General features: G+C 43.4%; 18 protein-coding genes and 1 riboswitch. Of the genes, 9 read left to right on the forward strand and 9 right to left on the reverse strand.

The window, feature by feature from the left end; translation table 11 throughout:
- Window positions 1–14: 14 nt before the first annotated feature.
- From FMM05_RS02255 to FMM05_RS02275, 5 genes are all read right to left on the reverse strand, one after another.
- Window positions 15–860: an SDR family NAD(P)-dependent oxidoreductase gene (locus tag FMM05_RS02255; protein ID WP_143371712.1), complete on the reverse strand. Its 846-nt coding sequence runs from the start codon at window positions 858–860 to the stop codon at window positions 15–17.
- A gap of 180 nt (window positions 861–1,040) precedes the next feature.
- Window positions 1,041–2,021 carry a T9SS type A sorting domain-containing protein gene (locus FMM05_RS02260; RefSeq protein WP_143371713.1) on the reverse strand — a complete coding sequence of 327 codons (981 nt, stop codon included), beginning with the start codon at window positions 2,019–2,021 and terminating at the stop codon, window positions 1,041–1,043.
- A 4-nt stretch (window positions 2,022–2,025) separates the two neighbouring features.
- The gene (locus FMM05_RS02265; protein ID WP_143371714.1) at window positions 2,026–3,315 is read right to left on the reverse strand and encodes a T9SS type A sorting domain-containing protein; all 1,290 of its coding nucleotides are present in this window, start codon (window positions 3,313–3,315) and stop codon (window positions 2,026–2,028) included.
- An 18-nt stretch (window positions 3,316–3,333) separates the two neighbouring features.
- Window positions 3,334–4,371 carry a DUF5074 domain-containing protein gene (locus tag FMM05_RS02270; protein WP_143371715.1) on the reverse strand — a complete coding sequence of 346 codons (1,038 nt, stop codon included), beginning with the start codon at window positions 4,369–4,371 and terminating at the stop codon, window positions 3,334–3,336.
- 3 nt (window positions 4,372–4,374) lie between these two features.
- Window positions 4,375–6,210, reverse strand: a complete 1,836-nt coding sequence (locus tag FMM05_RS02275) for a TonB-dependent receptor plug domain-containing protein (protein ID WP_143371716.1) — start codon at window positions 6,208–6,210, stop codon at window positions 4,375–4,377.
- A 30-nt stretch (window positions 6,211–6,240) separates the two neighbouring features.
- A riboswitch (cobalamin riboswitch) is annotated at window positions 6,241–6,447 on the reverse strand.
- A gap of 48 nt (window positions 6,448–6,495) precedes the next feature.
- Between FMM05_RS02275 and FMM05_RS02280 the strand changes: the two genes are divergently transcribed.
- The 6 genes from FMM05_RS02280 to FMM05_RS02305 all read left to right on the forward strand — a co-directional run bounded on the left by FMM05_RS02280 (window position 6,496) and on the right by FMM05_RS02305 (window position 10,746).
- Complete coding sequence (locus tag FMM05_RS02280) at window positions 6,496–7,632, forward strand: ABC transporter substrate-binding protein (RefSeq protein WP_143371717.1); 1,137 nt, start codon at window positions 6,496–6,498, stop codon at window positions 7,630–7,632.
- Between the two features lie 2 nt (window positions 7,633–7,634).
- Window positions 7,635–8,669, forward strand: coding sequence for an iron ABC transporter permease (locus FMM05_RS02285; RefSeq protein ID WP_143371718.1), 1,035 nt, complete (start codon window positions 7,635–7,637; stop codon window positions 8,667–8,669).
- A 6-nt stretch (window positions 8,670–8,675) separates the two neighbouring features.
- A complete protein-coding gene (locus FMM05_RS02290) occupies window positions 8,676–9,464 on the forward strand; it encodes an ABC transporter ATP-binding protein (RefSeq protein WP_143371719.1) in 789 nt (262 codons plus the stop codon).
- A gap of 75 nt (window positions 9,465–9,539) precedes the next feature.
- Window positions 9,540–9,800 carry a lipocalin/fatty acid-binding family protein gene (locus FMM05_RS02295; RefSeq protein ID WP_143371720.1) on the forward strand — a complete coding sequence of 87 codons (261 nt, stop codon included), beginning with the start codon at window positions 9,540–9,542 and terminating at the stop codon, window positions 9,798–9,800.
- 2 nt (window positions 9,801–9,802) lie between these two features.
- Window positions 9,803–10,324 carry a hypothetical protein gene (locus FMM05_RS02300; RefSeq protein WP_143371721.1) on the forward strand — a complete coding sequence of 174 codons (522 nt, stop codon included), beginning with the start codon at window positions 9,803–9,805 and terminating at the stop codon, window positions 10,322–10,324.
- Between the two features lie 14 nt (window positions 10,325–10,338).
- Window positions 10,339–10,746 (forward strand): hypothetical protein, encoded by a 408-nt coding sequence (locus FMM05_RS02305; protein WP_143371722.1) that lies wholly within the window; start codon window positions 10,339–10,341, stop codon window positions 10,744–10,746.
- A gap of 229 nt (window positions 10,747–10,975) precedes the next feature.
- Here the strand turns inward: FMM05_RS02305 and FMM05_RS02310 are convergent, their stop codons facing one another.
- Complete coding sequence (locus FMM05_RS02310) at window positions 10,976–11,515, reverse strand: YceI family protein (RefSeq protein WP_143371723.1); 540 nt, start codon at window positions 11,513–11,515, stop codon at window positions 10,976–10,978.
- Window positions 11,516–11,817: 302 nt separating this feature from the next.
- On the opposite strand from FMM05_RS02310, the gene FMM05_RS02315 reads away from it, so the two are divergent.
- On the forward strand, window positions 11,818–12,009 hold the full coding sequence (locus FMM05_RS02315; protein ID WP_143371724.1) for a hypothetical protein: 192 nt from the start codon (window positions 11,818–11,820) through the stop codon (window positions 12,007–12,009).
- A 30-nt stretch (window positions 12,010–12,039) separates the two neighbouring features.
- Window positions 12,040–12,501: a hypothetical protein gene (locus FMM05_RS02320; protein ID WP_143371725.1), complete on the forward strand. Its 462-nt coding sequence runs from the start codon at window positions 12,040–12,042 to the stop codon at window positions 12,499–12,501.
- 105 nt (window positions 12,502–12,606) lie between these two features.
- Here the strand turns inward: FMM05_RS02320 and FMM05_RS02325 are convergent, their stop codons facing one another.
- The 3 genes from FMM05_RS02325 to FMM05_RS02335 form a co-directional block, all read right to left on the reverse strand.
- Window positions 12,607–13,044 carry a DUF6526 family protein gene (locus FMM05_RS02325; RefSeq protein ID WP_143371726.1) on the reverse strand — a complete coding sequence of 146 codons (438 nt, stop codon included), beginning with the start codon at window positions 13,042–13,044 and terminating at the stop codon, window positions 12,607–12,609.
- Window positions 13,045–13,050: 6 nt separating this feature from the next.
- Window positions 13,051–13,668, reverse strand: coding sequence for an N-acetylmuramoyl-L-alanine amidase (locus FMM05_RS02330; protein ID WP_143371727.1), 618 nt, complete (start codon window positions 13,666–13,668; stop codon window positions 13,051–13,053).
- A gap of 84 nt (window positions 13,669–13,752) precedes the next feature.
- Window positions 13,753–14,313 (reverse strand): YdeI/OmpD-associated family protein, encoded by a 561-nt coding sequence (locus tag FMM05_RS02335; RefSeq protein ID WP_143371834.1) that lies wholly within the window; start codon window positions 14,311–14,313, stop codon window positions 13,753–13,755.
- A 120-nt stretch (window positions 14,314–14,433) separates the two neighbouring features.
- Between FMM05_RS02335 and FMM05_RS02340 the strand changes: the two genes are divergently transcribed.
- A complete protein-coding gene (locus FMM05_RS02340; RefSeq protein ID WP_143371728.1) occupies window positions 14,434–16,401 on the forward strand; it encodes a trehalase family glycosidase in 1,968 nt (655 codons plus the stop codon).
- Window positions 16,402–16,428: the final 27 nt, after the last annotated feature.

Consider the following 16,428-nt stretch of genomic DNA (forward strand, 5'->3'; position numbering starts at 1 on the left):
CTGTTATTTAATATTTAGTTACCTTGTGCTGAATTAGATACATCACCCCACTGTTCCCACTCTGCCAGGCGCTCGCCATAAGCTTTCTTTACCCATGGCAGGCATTCACTACCTAAAAAGAAACGCAAAGGCGGATTTTCTGCATCTACAACTTTAAATACAGCATCAGGCGTGGCATTCGGGTCGCCACGTTTTAATTCGCCAAGGCTGCCAAAAAACTGGTTTTTAAAGTCGGTATAAATATCCATACCTTCAGAGAATTTCAACGACTCCTGGCTACCGAACTCGGTTGCATAAGCGCCGGGCTCTATAATAGTTACTTTAATGCCAAAAGCGGCAACCTCTATTGCAAGGCTTTCGTGTATGGCCTCAAACGCCCATTTAGATGATGCATAATACCCAATAACGGGCAGCGTTACATGGCCCAGGTTACTGGATGTACCCAATATGTGACCGTAGCCCTGTTTGCGTAGCAACGGCAATGCTGCCTGTATAACGGCAAGTGGTCCAAAAATATTAGTTTCGTACATTGCTTTTACATCATCTGAGGTGGCCTCCTCTATAGTGGCTACAAGCGAATACCCCGCGTTGTTTAGAACAATATCAAGCCTGCCGAAGTGTGCATGGGCCTGCTCTACCGCCGATTTAACCTGTGTTGTATTTGTAACGTCAAGCTCCAGTGTTAGTACATTGTCACCGTATTTTTCTTTAAGGTCGGCAATACTATCCAGGTTGCGCGCGGTAGCGGCAACTCTATCGCCACGCTTTAGTGCGGCATCGGCCCAAACGCGGCCAAAACCTCTCGAAGAACCTGTTATAAACCATACCTTAGAACCTGATTTTGCATTTGTATCTGACATAATTTTTGTTTTAAATTAATAACATAACAAAGGTCAGGATATACTCTATACTGCGTTTAGCCTAAACGAGGGTTTAGTTAGCCTAAATGAGAAAGCGTTTGATAAACGATCATTTTCCTATCATCATAAACAAAAACAGCTCCGAAATACGGAGCTGCTTCTATCTAAAAAAATAATAATTTACCTGTTAACTACAATTTGCTTTACCGCTGTTTTACCGTTAGCTGTGCTATGTACAAAGTAAACCCCGGCAGTAAATGCGGTAAGGTCTATCTGCGTACTGCCCTGCATTTGGGCACTGTACACCAATCGGGAAGCAACATCATAAATGGTTACGTATACCGTATCAGTAAGATTGGTTTTAATGTTTAGCACCGTACTGGCAGGGATGGGATAAACACTTAATTGCATTCCCTCAACCTCTTTTACAGCCAAAACACCCTCGTTAATAACACCGATACCCGTAAGGTCGAATCCGCTGGTATTAAACGGCGTTGGGTACGGATCGTTAACTTTGTTGCCTAAGCTATCATACGTGGCATAGGCAGGATCTAAACTACCCACAACATCTACTATCTTAATATGGGTTACCTGGTTTTTGTTAAGCAGGGCATTATCGGGTACATCGCTTAGGTCAAACGGAGTGCCGTACCCCACTCTGTATTTACCGGCAAGATTGTTTAGGTTACGGGCATCCAGCAGGCCAAAGCCACCCAAAGATGTATTGGTTTGCGTTTCGCTGTGTGCCGGAAACCTAAAGTAGTTAACCCCATCAGAACTTACCTCAACAAAAGCCAGTTCTAAGAAGGTATTGCTGCCATTTTCAAACACGGCAAAATCAAAACCGTCGCCGTTAGTAATGGGGGCTGCAAAAGTAGCAATAGCAGTACCTGCGTCGCCCAGGCTTAAAGCGCCACTGCCCGGTATACCTATGGCATCATCGGGTGTGCCATAAGTAGCCATGTTGCTCCCTTCAAACTCTATTGTAGGGTCTGATATTTGCACATAGCCTCTTTGCACCGTTACTTCCGTAGCCCACGCTACAAACGTGTTGCTGTCCTGCGGTATGGCCGTAGTACCCGCAGTATCGGCATCCGGCGGATAGGATAGCTGTGCGCTGGCCGTAGCCGAAGCAAGCAGTATAAATAGTAATTGCCTCATGGTATTATTGTATCACTACCTTTTTAACCGTTTTAGCGTTGCCCGCAACTACCTCAACAAGGTAAGTGCCTTTTTGCAGGCCGGAAACGTTGATGCCGCTGTTGGTGTAATTTACCGACGTAACCGTTCTGCCAGCAAGGTCGTAAATAGTTACATCCGCAGCATCGGTTGTGTTAACATATAGCACATCTGATGTTGGATTAGGATAAACGCTTACGTTTAAAGCAGCAATATCTTTAACGCCTGTAGTAGCCTCAGGAGCTTCGTAAAAGCCATTAGGTAAAAGGCCTACAGTATAATCGTCAAGCAGTTCGCCATCAGTATCATATATATATACCTTACCGGCAGATACAAAATCGCCTGCATCGCCCACATATATCTTATCATCAATTAGAGCAAAACCGTATACACCATATACTCCCTGCTCTTCAAGAACAATAAAAGGCTCGGTTGGTGGTGTTGTATCAGCAGCCGTTGCATGGTAAATATTTGAATCGAGCGTATAATAAAAGTTATTGCCATCTACCTGCAGGTTAGAAGGGTGCTCTGTACCCGAGAAATTAGACACAAGTAATGATAAATAGTCGTCTTCTATATCAAACACATAAAATACGCCCGGTGTTTCTTCATCGGCCCAAGACGGTTTACCCTCACATAAAACGTATAAATAACCGTCTTCTTCAACTATAGATGATGGTACAAAACCAACCTCAAGCGATTGGGTAACTGTATTGGTTTCTGCATTGATTACCGAAACCGAATTACCAAAACCATAGCCGCCTTTGTGGGCTACATAAAGTACACCATCTTCTTCAATAATTTTTTCAGGGCCTTCAACAACCGGAATGGTAGAAGTTACCGTGTTATCAGCAAGGCTTATTACTGCAACATAATCATCGGTAGTATCTAAAGCATCACCCCAACAAGTAACGTAGGCGTTAGTACCGTAAAAAGCAATATAACGTGGGTTATCAAGGCCCGTGGTTACAGCAGCAACGTGTACTAATGTAGAGGCATTTACAATTTCTACTTTATTGGAGGCGTTAAGCACCACATAAGCATACTCGCCATTAAAGCCCATACTTTGAGCCGTGTCGCCTAAAACAGCATTACCATTTGCACCTGCATATACATCATTTTGAAGTACTCCTGCTTCAGATATATATGACAGGGATGCATTGTTAGCGCCAAAAGCGCCTTCATTCAGTACAAATACACCTTCAGAGAATGTTTGTGCTTTTGCACCAAACCCAAAGGCCGTTAGTGCGATGGCCAGAAAAGTAATTTTTTTCATTATATATTAAGTTTAAAGTTAGTTAAAGTAAAATCCGTTAGGCCCTACACCGGCCTCATAAGTATTTAAAAGTGTACCTGTTAGTGAATAGGTGTATACTTCGCTGTCGGAAGCAAAATCACCACCTTCTGCTACGTAAATTTTATCATCTTCCACATTAAAGCCATACATACCGCCATAAGGAGATGTTGATGTATAACTAAACAACGGCGCAGCAGGTGCAGCAGTAGCATTTAAAGCCATGCTGTAAACCGATGTTCCGTTTGTAAAGTAGATCTTGTTATCTTCTACTGTAAGATGGGCTGAACCTTGTAAATTTTCCGGCAGATTGATAGCAGAGGTAACGCTGTTTGTACCAAGGTTAATTTTGATGAGTTTGCTATCGCCTAAAACATACAGTATACCATCTTCCTCATCAAAAGAGTTGGGAGAGTCGCCCAATGCAATAGTATTCTCAACCGAATTATTTGTCGGGTTAAACACAGTTACCGATGTACCGTTACCGTAAAAGCCATTAAAAATATACAGCTTGCCGTTCTCTTCGGTTATTTTTTCCGACCAGTTGTTAAGCGGTATTTTACTTGTAGAATAATCTGTTAGGTTTATAACCGTAAGGAAATCATCGTTACCTATATTGAAGTCGGCATAATTGGTAATATATGCTTTACCATTGGCAACCACACCATACCGCGGGCTGCTAAAATTAGTATCTACATTGGCCACAAACTCAAACGTATGGCGGTTTACCACAGTTACTTTATTTGCCGATCCTGAGATAATAAACGCAAGGTCATCGGTAAAAAACATCGACTGTAAGTACGACCCTAACCCCGGTTTTCCCGGATTTACGGTGTTGTAAATATCCTGCTGTACCGTACCGTCATCGGCAATAAAGGTTACCGATGCCGACGATACATTACTGTTACCCTCGTTCAATACAAAAGTACCATTATCAAAAGCCTGGCTTACCGCAGGTGTGCCGCTGTCATCATCGCTGCTACACGATACTAACACTGCCGAGGCTGTAAGGGCTATCAGGTATTTTTTAAAATTCATATATTAAAATTTAATTGTTAAGTACATACTATAATTGCGGCCGGGCAAAGGCCTGCTGTCTACACTTACACAATCGGTATCGGCAAGGTTTAAAACCTGTGCGCCCAGGGTGTAGGTGTAGGTGTTGGTTTTTCCAAAGTTATAAGCCACACCGGCATTGGCCGTAGTGTAACTATCTATATTGTAGCGGGAATCATTATCGGTACGGGTAAAAACCTCGCCGTTATACAACAGCTGGGCATACGCCGAAAACTTTTTAAACCCATACGACAACCCTGCTGTACCTTTATGGTACGGTACATAAATGAGCTGCTTATCGGTAGTTTCATCCTTAGAGCTGGTGTAGCCATAGGTTCCGTTTACCTCAACCACATGCCTGCCGAAGACTTTTTTGTAGGCTGCTATAACCTCAACCCCGCTGGTGGTAACTTTATCGGTATTCATGGGGCGCCACACGCCGCCGGTAGGTACCCAGCGCAGCATATCGGTCAGTTTTATGTAATATCCTGTGAGGCTAAAATTCAGGTTGCCGAAGCTAAAAGCATTGCCTAACTCAGCTTGCCAGGAGGTTTCCGGTTTTAGCTCACTATTACCTCCATCCTGCCAGTACAGGTCGTTAAACGTAGGTATCCTGAAGTTTTTAGAGGTATTGAGCTTTACCGTGTAAAAATCGGCTGCTTTAAACTTTACACCTGCGGAATACAATAACGGACTCTCATAATTACCCGTCGCTTCTTTTCTAAGCCCGGCTTCATACATAAACCTGTCGGTCAGGTTGTGGGTAGCAAGAACGCTCGCACCACCTATATGGCGTGTTTTGTTTATAATGTCGCTGCCAAAGCCCTTGTTTTGCATAAAATCAAAAACGGTATTGATCTTAAATTTCTCCCCGGTCTTAAAAAGCAGGTCGTACTTAGCGATAACCGATTCTACCCTACCGTAAGTAAAGCCGGGGTTCTCTATATTTGGATAGTACTTATACTCTTCTTGTAAAAAGGCTGCTTTAAGTTTAGAGGTAAATTTACCGTAGTTAGCCGCCCACTCCAGCATGTTACGGTTGTTGGCATCGCGGTATTTGGTTTTAACTTCCGACGGGAATATGAGCGAAAAGTGTCTTTCGCCATCAAAAAGGTAGCTGTACAACGTCAGCCGATTCTTGTCGTTAAGCTTATAAGCGGCCACGGCGTTAACGCTGGTGTTGTAGTACTGCCCGTTAAGGTTGGTACCGCCATCGGCATAACCGTAATCATTGTCCGAGCTGTTGCGGGTAACGCTAACCGAGGCGCTGAAGTCATCTGTCGCGATATTGGTATTGTAGTGATATCCATGTGTGTTATAGCTGCCGTAGTTAATCCTGAACTCATTGGTAAACTTTTGCCCAAAGCTAACCTGGTTATTTAAATGGATGCTGCCCCCTATAGCGCTGCTGCCGTAAATAACGCTGCCGCCCCCTGCCCTAACCGTAACCGAATTAAAATCACGGGTGGTAATGGTGTTAAAGTCGGTTTGGCCGTTAAGCTGTGAGTTAATGTTGATGCCGTTCCATATCACGGCAGTTTGCTGTGCCGTAGTGCCTCTAAAAGATGGCGACGATACCATGCCCAAACCGTTCTCTTTAAAATAAATAACGGTGTTGTAGTTTAAAAGTGAGGTTAACGATGCGGCGTTGGTATTGATGACCGAATCGTTTATGGTTTGCACCGATTGCGTGCCCGAAAAGTTTTGTAATTGAGTATCGGTAATAATAACTTCTTTAAGCTGTACAATACTATCCTTTTGCGCCAAAAGGGTTTGGCACAGCATCAGCAATAGCGGTAAGAGCAGTTTTTTCAGCGTCATAATCACTAAACCCTTTTCCCGAGGGTTTGTTATTAGTTACCGCTTAAGGCAGGTCTCCTGGCTTGCGTACTGTTGTTTACCTTCCCGCGCGCTAAACGCCGCAGTGGCATGCAGTTAACAACAGCCTCCCAAAAGGGATAAGCTTACAGTTGCGGGAACAGCCCGGGCATTTACACCCGATTCCCTTTTAATGTGTGGCGCAACGCGCGCAGCACAACCTTAAGTGAGGCACAAAGATATATTGAATTATTTAATTTATACATTTGCATCTGCTGAATTTTATTTATGAGAAAGCTCTATTTCATTCTTTTTATTGCACTATTGGCAGTTGCAGGGTGTAAAAATGACCCGCAGGCACCACAGGCAAAGGCCCAACCGGTACTCAATGCGGTTAAGCACGCTAAAGGCCTGCAAATATTTAAGTATGATGGTATTACCGTGGTTAAAGTTACCGAGCCATGGCCCGATGCCAAGCAAAGCTTTACGTATGTAATGCAGCAAAAAGGCGCTGTTGTGCCTGATAGTTTAAAGCAGTTTACTATAATTCCGGTTCCGTTAACATCGGTTATTGTAACCTCAACCACGCACATACCCTCGCTGGAAATGCTGGGCGTAGAGAGCACGTTGGTGGGTTTTCCGGGTACGGAGTATATATCATCTGAAAAAACACGAGTACTGATTGACAGCGGCAAAGTTAAAGAAGCCGGTGCTAACGAAAGCCTAAATACCGAGATAGTTATAGACATTAACCCCGGTGCCGTGGTGGCTTTTGGCATTAATAGTACTAACAAAACACTTACCGCGTTAGAGCAAAGCCGACTAAAAGTATTGTACAATGGCGACTGGACAGAGCAATCGCCGCTTGGTAAAGCCGAGTGGATAAAATTCTTTGGTGCGCTTTACGCAAAGGATGCCGAGGCTGACAAACTGTTCTCTCAAATAGAAAAAGACTATAATGATGCGCTTGCACTAACCAAAAGCGTTACAAAAAAGCCTACGGCTATGGCCGGGGCCATTTACCAGGACCAGTGGTTTATGCCGCAGGGCGGCAGTTGGGGTTCGTTATTTTTAAAAGATGCCGGTGCTAACTACCTATGGGCTGATGCGGTAGGTATAGGCAGCCTGAGCCTGTCTTTAGAAACAGTTTTGGATAAAGCCCAGAACGCCGATATCTGGATAGGCCCAAGCCAGTTTACATCGTTAAAAGAAATGACCGATGCCAACCCTCATTATGCGCAGTTTAAATCGTTTAAAAACAAAGAGGTATATTCGTACAGTGTTAAGAAAGGCAAAACCGGCGGGCTTATTTATTTTGAGATGGCACCCAACCGCCCCGACCTTGTTTTAAAAGACCTGATCTACATTTTCCACCCGGAATTACTGCCGGGTTACCAATTAAATTACTTTCAAAAACTACAATAAACGTGCAGTACACGCAACGCAACATAGCGCTTTTTATCCTGTTAGGCATTACCCTTGTGTTGCTGTTTCTGGCTAATATTAGTTTAGGATCGGTTAAAATACCGTTGCAGGATGTATTGCAAAGCCTTACCGGCGAAGAAGCCTCTAAAACCACCTGGCAGTACATCATCCTAAACTACAGGCTGCCTAAAGCCATTACAGCGTTGCTGGTAGGCATGGGGCTATCGGTTAGCGGGCTATTGATGCAAACGCTTTTCCGCAACCCGCTTGCCGGGCCCGATGTATTGGGGTTATCATCTGGCGCAAGCCTGGGTGTGGCTTTTTTAATATTAGGGTCGGCTGTGCTACCGGGTGCTATGGCAGGCTTTTTCCTGTCGTCTTACGGTATAGTACTGGCATCTACCATTGGCAGTTTTATTGTATTAATGGCCGTTTTAGCGGTTGCACAACGCCTGCGCGACACTATGGCGATACTTATAATCGGCCTTATGTTTACGAGCTTTGCCGGTGCCATTGTTGGGGTGCTTACTTACTTTAGCACCGCCGAACAGTTACAAAAGTATACCTTTTGGTCGTTAGGCAGCTTAGGCAACCTGAGTTGGGGCAACATCATAATCTTAGCGCTGGTAACGCTTGTGGGGCTGGTGCTTTCGGCACTCTGCATAAAACCTTTAGATGCGCTACTATTGGGCGAACGCTATGCCAAAAGCATGGGTATCAATTTTACTCAAACGCGTTTTATCATAATCCTGGCAACCAGCCTGCTTACAGGCTGTATAACGGCTTTTGCTGGCCCCATTGCCTTTGTAGGCCTCGTAGTGCCGCACATGGCAAAATTATTGTTTAAAACCAGTAATCACAGGTTGTTGTTTTGGGCAACGCTGCTGTGTGGCGGGGTATTGCTGCTGCTGTGTGATATTTTTACACAATTACCCGGCAGCTCTTTTGTACTACCAATAAATGCAATAACCAGTATTGTAGGTGCACCCGTGGTTATTGCACTTTTACTTGGCAAACGTAAAGGAATTTTTAATTAACCGGCTATGCAAAACCGCACCACATTACTACAGGCAACCAACCTCAGCATAGGCTACACGGCTAAAAAGCAGGCATCTGCCATTGCAAGCGGCATAAACATCGACTTAAAAACCGGGAGCCTTACTGCACTTATTGGTGCCAATGGCATTGGTAAATCCACACTATTGCGAACGTTAACGGGAATCCAACAGCCTTTAAGCGGCAGCGTACTTTTAAATAATAAGGCTGTAGCCGAGTACAGCGCGGCAGACCTTGCGCAAAACCTCAGCATCGTTTTAACAGAAAGCCTTCCGCCAAGTAACCTGACGGTTTTTGAGTTGGTAGCACTGGGTAGGCAGCCGTATACTAACTGGCTGGGGAGTTTATCCGATGAAGACTTAGCAAAAGTAAACCGGGCGCTGGAGCTTACACAAACGGCGCATCTTTCACATAAAAAGCACTTTGAAATAAGCGACGGCCAGCTGCAAAAGGTGCTGATAGCCCGTGCCCTCGCTCAGGATACCCCGCTTATAATATTAGACGAACCTACCACTCATTTAGACCTGCTGCATAAGGTAAACCTGCTGCGCCTGCTTAAAAAACTGGCCCAGGAGGCTAATAAATGCATACTATACTCTACCCACGATCTGGATTTGGCATTACAACTAAGTGACCAAATTATTGTAATGACACCGCAAACTGTTGTGCAGGACACCCCTCAAAACCTTATAAACAACAATGTGTTCGACACTCTTTTTAACGATGCCAATATAGTTTTTGATAAAGATAAGGGCGGGTTTGTAGTAAAACCATAATACCTTTAACAAAAGCTAAACATCATTTTATTTTATAGTGGGTATATTTACTATACAACAATAAAATAATACGTTATGAGCAATCAGTTTAAAGTAAGCTATCCCGGCAATAAGGCCGAATTACTTGATAAAATAAGAAGCACCGTAGGTACTAAAGGCAAACTTGATGGTAATGAACAACAGGGTAAATTTGAAGGCAGTACCCCCGTGGGCAGCTTTGAGGGTTCGTATACCATTAATGGCGACGATATTAATATTACCATTGATAAAAAGCCATTTTTGGTTAGCAACGGCCGCATACAGGAGGAATTTGAAAAAGCCCTTAAAAAAGCGTAACCATGCTTAAACTATACGCTTTTTTACTGCTGTTTACCACCCTTGCCCGGGCACAGCCTCCTAAGATTGAGCTAACCCCGCGTGGCTTTAACCCTATTGAAGTAAGTATACCCGCTACACCAAACGAGAAACTTATTGAGGTTACAAAAGCATGGGCATCAGAGTACAACAACCGGGGCTTAAAAGAAGACAGGGGCTTTGATGCCAGCGATATCACCGAAAACTCCATAACCATTTCGGCATTTAAAAAGAATGCCTTTTACTACCGTGAGCGGGGTGAGGCTTTTGAACACCGTATACGTTACAGTATGAAGATAACCTTTAGCCAAAACCGCTACACGCTGGTTTTTACGGTTAATGATATTTATGGTGATAGTAACTCGCTGCTACAATATAAGCTGCCGGACTATTTTACATCCGAAGGGAAACTTAAGGAGGGCTACACGGGGCTTGATACCTCTTTAGAGGCAACGGTAAACAGCATTGTGAATTCGCACTACAATTTTATTTTAAACTTTAGGTAATAAAACAATATATTATGGCATCAGGAACAGACGACCCAAAAGACTTAGGTGATAAAAAAATTAATAACGCCGAAAAAACCAGTTCTAAGAACGAGGGTTTTAGCGGCGAGAACCTGCCTAAAAACTACGACCCAAGTAAAGATAAACTTGACGCCGAACTGGAAAAAAGAAAAGACGGCAGCGTAGCAACCGAGCAGCGTGCCCGCGATGTTGATGAAAAGAAAGCACCGGCAGTTGACAGCCTTTCGGGCGAAAGCAGCGATGGCAAAAGCAAAAGCCGCGGTACCACCAGCGAAGCTGAGGATATAGAAACTGCCGAGAACCGTGATTTTAATTCGGATACCGAGAAAGGCCGATATGATAACGATAACCCGGACAATAAAAAAGTGCGTGGCAATACGCATTTTGGGGATTCGGAATAATCTTCAAAACAATTTTCCAGTACTGTCATTACGGGTGGAGCTTGAGAAGCACATCACACTAAAACTTTGCCCGAATTGACGAAGTATTCCTACATCAATACAAATGATGAGATTGCCGCGCTACATTGCATTTCGCTCGCAATGACAGGACGTGAAAAACGGAGTTAAAATCCGCATTTAAATTCTTTACCAAGAATCTCTTTAGCCTTTCGACTTTCAGTCTTTCAGTCTAATCTACTTCATTAGTAAACTGCAAATTAGCATGCAGTTTAATATCTTCCCCTAAAACAAGGCCACCGGCCTCGGTAACATCGCTGGCATGAATTCCAAAATCGTTACGGTTTATGGTACCGGTAATCTCAAAACCCGCCCTTTGTATGCCAAAACCGTCTTTTGCCTCTCCGCCAAAAAGCGCTTCGAGTGTTACCTGCCTCGTAATTCCTTTAATGGTAAGGTCGCCCGTAAGTTCATGCTTGTCGCCTTCAATATGTACAAATGATGTAGAGAGAAACTCAATTTGCGGAAATGCATCGGCATTAAAAAAGTCGGGCGATTTTAAGTGCTCATCCCTGTCGCGGTTATTGGTATCAATACTGTAAACATCTATAAGCAAAGTAAAGTAAGCCTCACTAAAATCGTCGTGCTGCGGTGTTACAAACCTTCCAGAAAATACATTAAATGTTCCTGATACGGTAGAAATTACAAGATGCCTTATCTTAAATTGTATATCGGAGTGTGCGGGATCCAGTACCCAGTGTCTTGTTGCCATAATTTTGGTAGTGTGTAAATATTTAATTGTGTTTAAGCGTATTAAGCTAATTTTTATGAGTAATCACTTATTAAGCCTCCTCTAATTTAGTGAGTATTGGTGCTTTTGTAAAAGCCGGGAACGTGAATTATTTGTTAAACTTTTACAAAACAATAGTAACAACCATACATAAAAACCTAATAATCAATTATTTATAAATAAAATTATCAATTATAGTACTCTCCTTATTAAAACCGTGTTAATTGGCTATGCCTCAGCCTTTAACATGCCCGACCTTTGTATTATAACCAACCATAAACACAATGGCATTAGATAAAAAACAAACCCCTGCCCCCAAGGCAACAAGCGGTAAGGACCTGAAAGATGGCGATAGTAAAGAGCTGAAAAAATCAATGCATACTGCTGAGGCAGGTGCCGCCAAGAAAACATCGGCTACAAAAACACCGCAGAAAATTCAGGATGGTGATACTTCTGAAAAGAAGCGCGAGTATTAATTTATTGACTCAACTAAAAACTACTATATTATGCACACAGATAGAAACCCAAAGGCCGGCAATTTTACAAAAAATAGCCGCCATGATGATAATAATGTAGATGAGATGGACTCTAACTGGAATGTTAACCAAAGTTTTGCCAAAAGCAACGCTAACCGTATTGAAGACCGCGACCCTGCCCGTTACAGCGACGACAGGAACAACGCTAAAAATTATACCGGCGATGAAGATAGCTGGACTGGTGACGAAGACATTGCACCTACAACTAACCAGGGAACCGATGATAACGACTGGGATGCTAATGACTCTGTACTTCGTGGCACATCAAGCAGATATTTTGATGATACGTTAGACTATAAATCATCATCACGATATGATTTTTATGATGAGCACCGCGACGCGGCAGCAGGCGACTATATTGATAGCGACCATAGCGAATATAACAGGGGCGACAGCCGCTTTAGGTGGAGCGACCCCGGAGATGACGAATAAATGGGTTAGACGTACGAATTATTCTTAGTTCAGAACCTAATCCAAATTAAGAGGGATAGCAAATATGCTATCCCTCTTTTGTTTCTAAATCAGAATGTTATCCAGCTAAACCCTCCTATGGTCGGCTTTCCAAGTCTGTACAGAACGCTTTATGGCATTGGGCGATAAATTTTCTGCAATGGCCTTTTGGGCTAAAGCGGGTAACTCATCATCAGGCGCAAATCGCAGTGCAAAAAGCTGGCCTTCGGCAAGTTGTGCTTCAAGAGGTTCCAAACGCTGGCCGGTAACAACAAAATACCGGTACCGCAACTCCATAAGTACAATGCGGTTTTGAAGCGTTAATGCATAATGCTGGCGCAGCATATACGCCACCCAGGTAATACAGGCAAAGGCAATACCAAGGGCAATCCATACCGGGTTATAGCCTGTTTGCCAGGCATGTATAGCACAACCTACCATGCAAAGCAGCATTACCGGGTAAAAAATAAAGTGGTGTGGTGGGTAAAACCGTATGTGGTTTTTATAGTTTTGCTCTTTTGCCATCGGGGGTTATTTAATTTCCTTAATAAAATCAAGCACTGTAGCAGCAATTTGCTCCTGCCCTTTCTCGCTGGTTAGGTAATTCCTGTCGGTTGCATTGCTAAGGTAGCCCATCTCAAAATGTACAGCGGGAGCATTAACTTTTTTAAGTATAAAGAAAGGTGCCTTAAGCACTTCACTTACTTTAAACTTCTGATTTTCAAATTTATCAGATAATATCTCGGCATACTCAGCCGATTTTTGATAAGCATTAGACTGCTCACTTACAAAAAATTCCATACCTGACTTTGTATCACCTTTAGCATAATTAACATGAAGCGAAAGCATTAGGTCAGGGTTTAGCGCGTTAATTGCCTTTACCCTATCCTCTAACGATACAAAGTTGTCTTCAACACGTGTAAAATGTATTACAACGTCCTCGCTGTTATTAAGTTGGCTTATCTTCTCGGCAACAGCATCAGTAAGCTGTTTTTCGGTAAAGCCATCAATATTTGCACCATGATCTTTAGCGCCGTGGCCGGCATCTATAACCACATTAATTTGTTTGGCATCTTTTTTAAACGGCATGGTAAATGCAAAGCTGGCTGCAATGGCTGCCAGTGCTAAAACTCTGAATGGCTTCTTCATAAATGATTGTAATTTAATTGGTTGTTATAAGGTATAACTCAAATATAAGTAAATAAATTGTAAGCTTTACGCTACTTTTATTAATTATTGAATTCTTTTACCTTCTGTACTGGCATGTATTAGTTTTTCAAAGCGCTGTAAACGAGTCTTTTCCTGCTTGGCTGATGTTATCCAATGCAGTATAACCTTTTGATACGATGGTGCCTGCGTGGTGAAAAAATCCCATGCAATGGTATTGGCTTTAAACTCAGCCTCCATATCAGGCGGCAGCTTTGCAACATCCTTTTGCTCGTGCGAGTAGATGCGTGATTTGTTCTCGGTGCGCTTTTCAAAAGCCGCAAGCCCCTCAGGCTTAACAAGTTTTAGGGCAATCAGGCTCTCCATCTTATCAATGTTTATTGCACTCCACATACTATTAGTTTTTCTGGGTGTAAAGCGTATGGTGTAGCTTTCGGCATCTATTGATTTTCGCACTCCGTCTATCCAGCCAAAGCACAACGCCTGATCTACCGATTGTGGCCACGTAATGCTCTCCTTACCTGTACCCGTTTTATAAAAGCCCACCAGTAACTCTTTATCTTTGTTATGGTTATGGGTTAGCCATTGCCTAAAGTCGGCCTGGGTTTTAAAAAAGGTTGGGTTCATAATGCTAAGGTATGAAATGTAAGTCAGCCATGCTAAACTAATGTTAACCCCCGCCATTGCTGCATCTAAAATAAACATAAAGTAGTATTTTTATGATTAAGTTACCACACCTCGAAGAAGATGTTTACAGTTAACCCCAAAATAAAAAAGCCTGTTATACTGCTGATTACAGTCATTTCAGGTACAATGCTTATGAGTTGCAGCAACAAATTTATAGAAAGCCAGATAGTATTTGAACTCCCTGTAGAAGCCACAATGCACGACCTGCTTGTTGGGTTTGACACCGATGGCGATAAACGGATAACCAAAGACGATGCTCCACCTAACAAGGATTATTTTTTGTTAAGTACTAAGGGTGACACGGTTATACTGCGCAACACCTATTACATAAGCAACCTTTTACAAGAGCTGGCCATCGCCAAAAATGCCAATAACGAATCGCTGCTTATAAGCCTCAGGCAAATACAGGAGCCTCCTGCTGAGCGAATTACACGCCGTATACACACGCAGTTTTGGGACGACCTTACCCGTACGATAGACGAAGATGGCCTTGCCCGCATTATGGGCGACGACAAGATGCACGACAAGCAGGAGCGCATTTACGTACCTTATGATGATGCCGTGGGCCAGGCCTACTTTAATGGGTTGAAAGCCAAATTCCCGGGGCTTGACGTGGTTGTTTTACCCAGGGAGATCACATCAGAATATGTAAAATCTATTAATGATAAGCCTGGTATACTGTCACTTAGGATAGAAAACGGCAAAGGTGTGCCTTTTGTAGTACCTGGTGGGCGCTTTAACGAAATGTACGGGTGGGATAGCTATTTTGAAGGCATTGGCCTGCTGTTAGACCACCGCTACGACCTTGCTAAAGGCATGGTAGATAACTTTGCTTACCAGATAAAATACTATGGTAAGATACTGAATGCCAACCGTTCCTACTACCTAACCCGCACGCAGCCGCCATTTATGTCCAGCTTTGTGCGCGAGGTGTACCACGCCATGCCGGTTAAAGATAAAGACTGGCTGGCTGAAAACCTGGCAGTTAGCATTAAAGAGTATGAACAGGTATGGATGCAGGGCAAACGCTACACGCCGGAAACCGGCCTTAATCGCTATTACGCCGATGGTATTGGCATTCCGCCCGAAACTGAGGCCGGCCACTTTAAGGAAATACTACAGGAACACGCTGATAAACATGGTGTTACCGAAGCAGAATTTGAGTCGAAATATAAAACCGGTACCATTAAAAGTGCATCATTAGACCGTTATTTTGTGCACGACCGTACCCTTCGCGAAAGCGGCCACGACACCTCCTGGAGGCTTGATAATAAGGCGGCGGACTTGAATTGTGTCGATGTTAACTCCCTGTTATACAAGTATGAACGTGACTTTGAGTTCTTAATTAGCACCTATTTTAAGCAGGGCTTTACTGCCAATGGCAAAACATACACCGCTGCCTACTTTCATGAGAAGGCTGAAACCCGTAAACTACTCATGCGCAAATACTTATGGGATGAAAAAGCAGGCTGTTTCTTTGATTATAACGTTAAAACCGGCGAGCGGACCGATTTTATGTCGGCTACTAACTTTTTTGTGCTGTGGGCAGGCCTGGCAACACAGCAGGAGGCGGCTTGCATGGTGCCTATATTAATGCAAGACCTTAAGGCACAGGGCGGTATACTGGGCAGCAGCAAGGCATCGTTAGAAAAATATGCCCTAAATAACGTGCAGCGTCAGTGGGATTACCCCAATGGCTGGGCCCCGCACCAGATGCTTTTATGGAAAGGCCTCATAGATTACGGCTACGAAACTGAAGCCAGAGAGCTAATTTACAGATGGTTATGGACAATTACCCAAAACGCGGTTGACTATAACGGTACCATACCCGAAAAGTACGACGTGGTTAACGCAACACAGAAGGTTACAGCCGAATACGGCAACGTAGGTACTGATTTTGCGTACATTACGATGAGCGGCTTTGGTTGGATGAACGCTTCCTACCAGTATGGGCTTAGTTTATTGCCTGCCGAATTCATCCAAAAACTGGATAATTTAGAAAATCCCGATAGTGTGTTTAAAAAGTAGCTTTTTAGGCAAAAAAGTGCTTAATAT

The organism is Flavobacterium zepuense, from assembly GCF_007097145.1.
Taxonomy (GTDB): domain Bacteria; phylum Bacteroidota; class Bacteroidia; order Flavobacteriales; family Flavobacteriaceae; genus Flavobacterium; species Flavobacterium zepuense.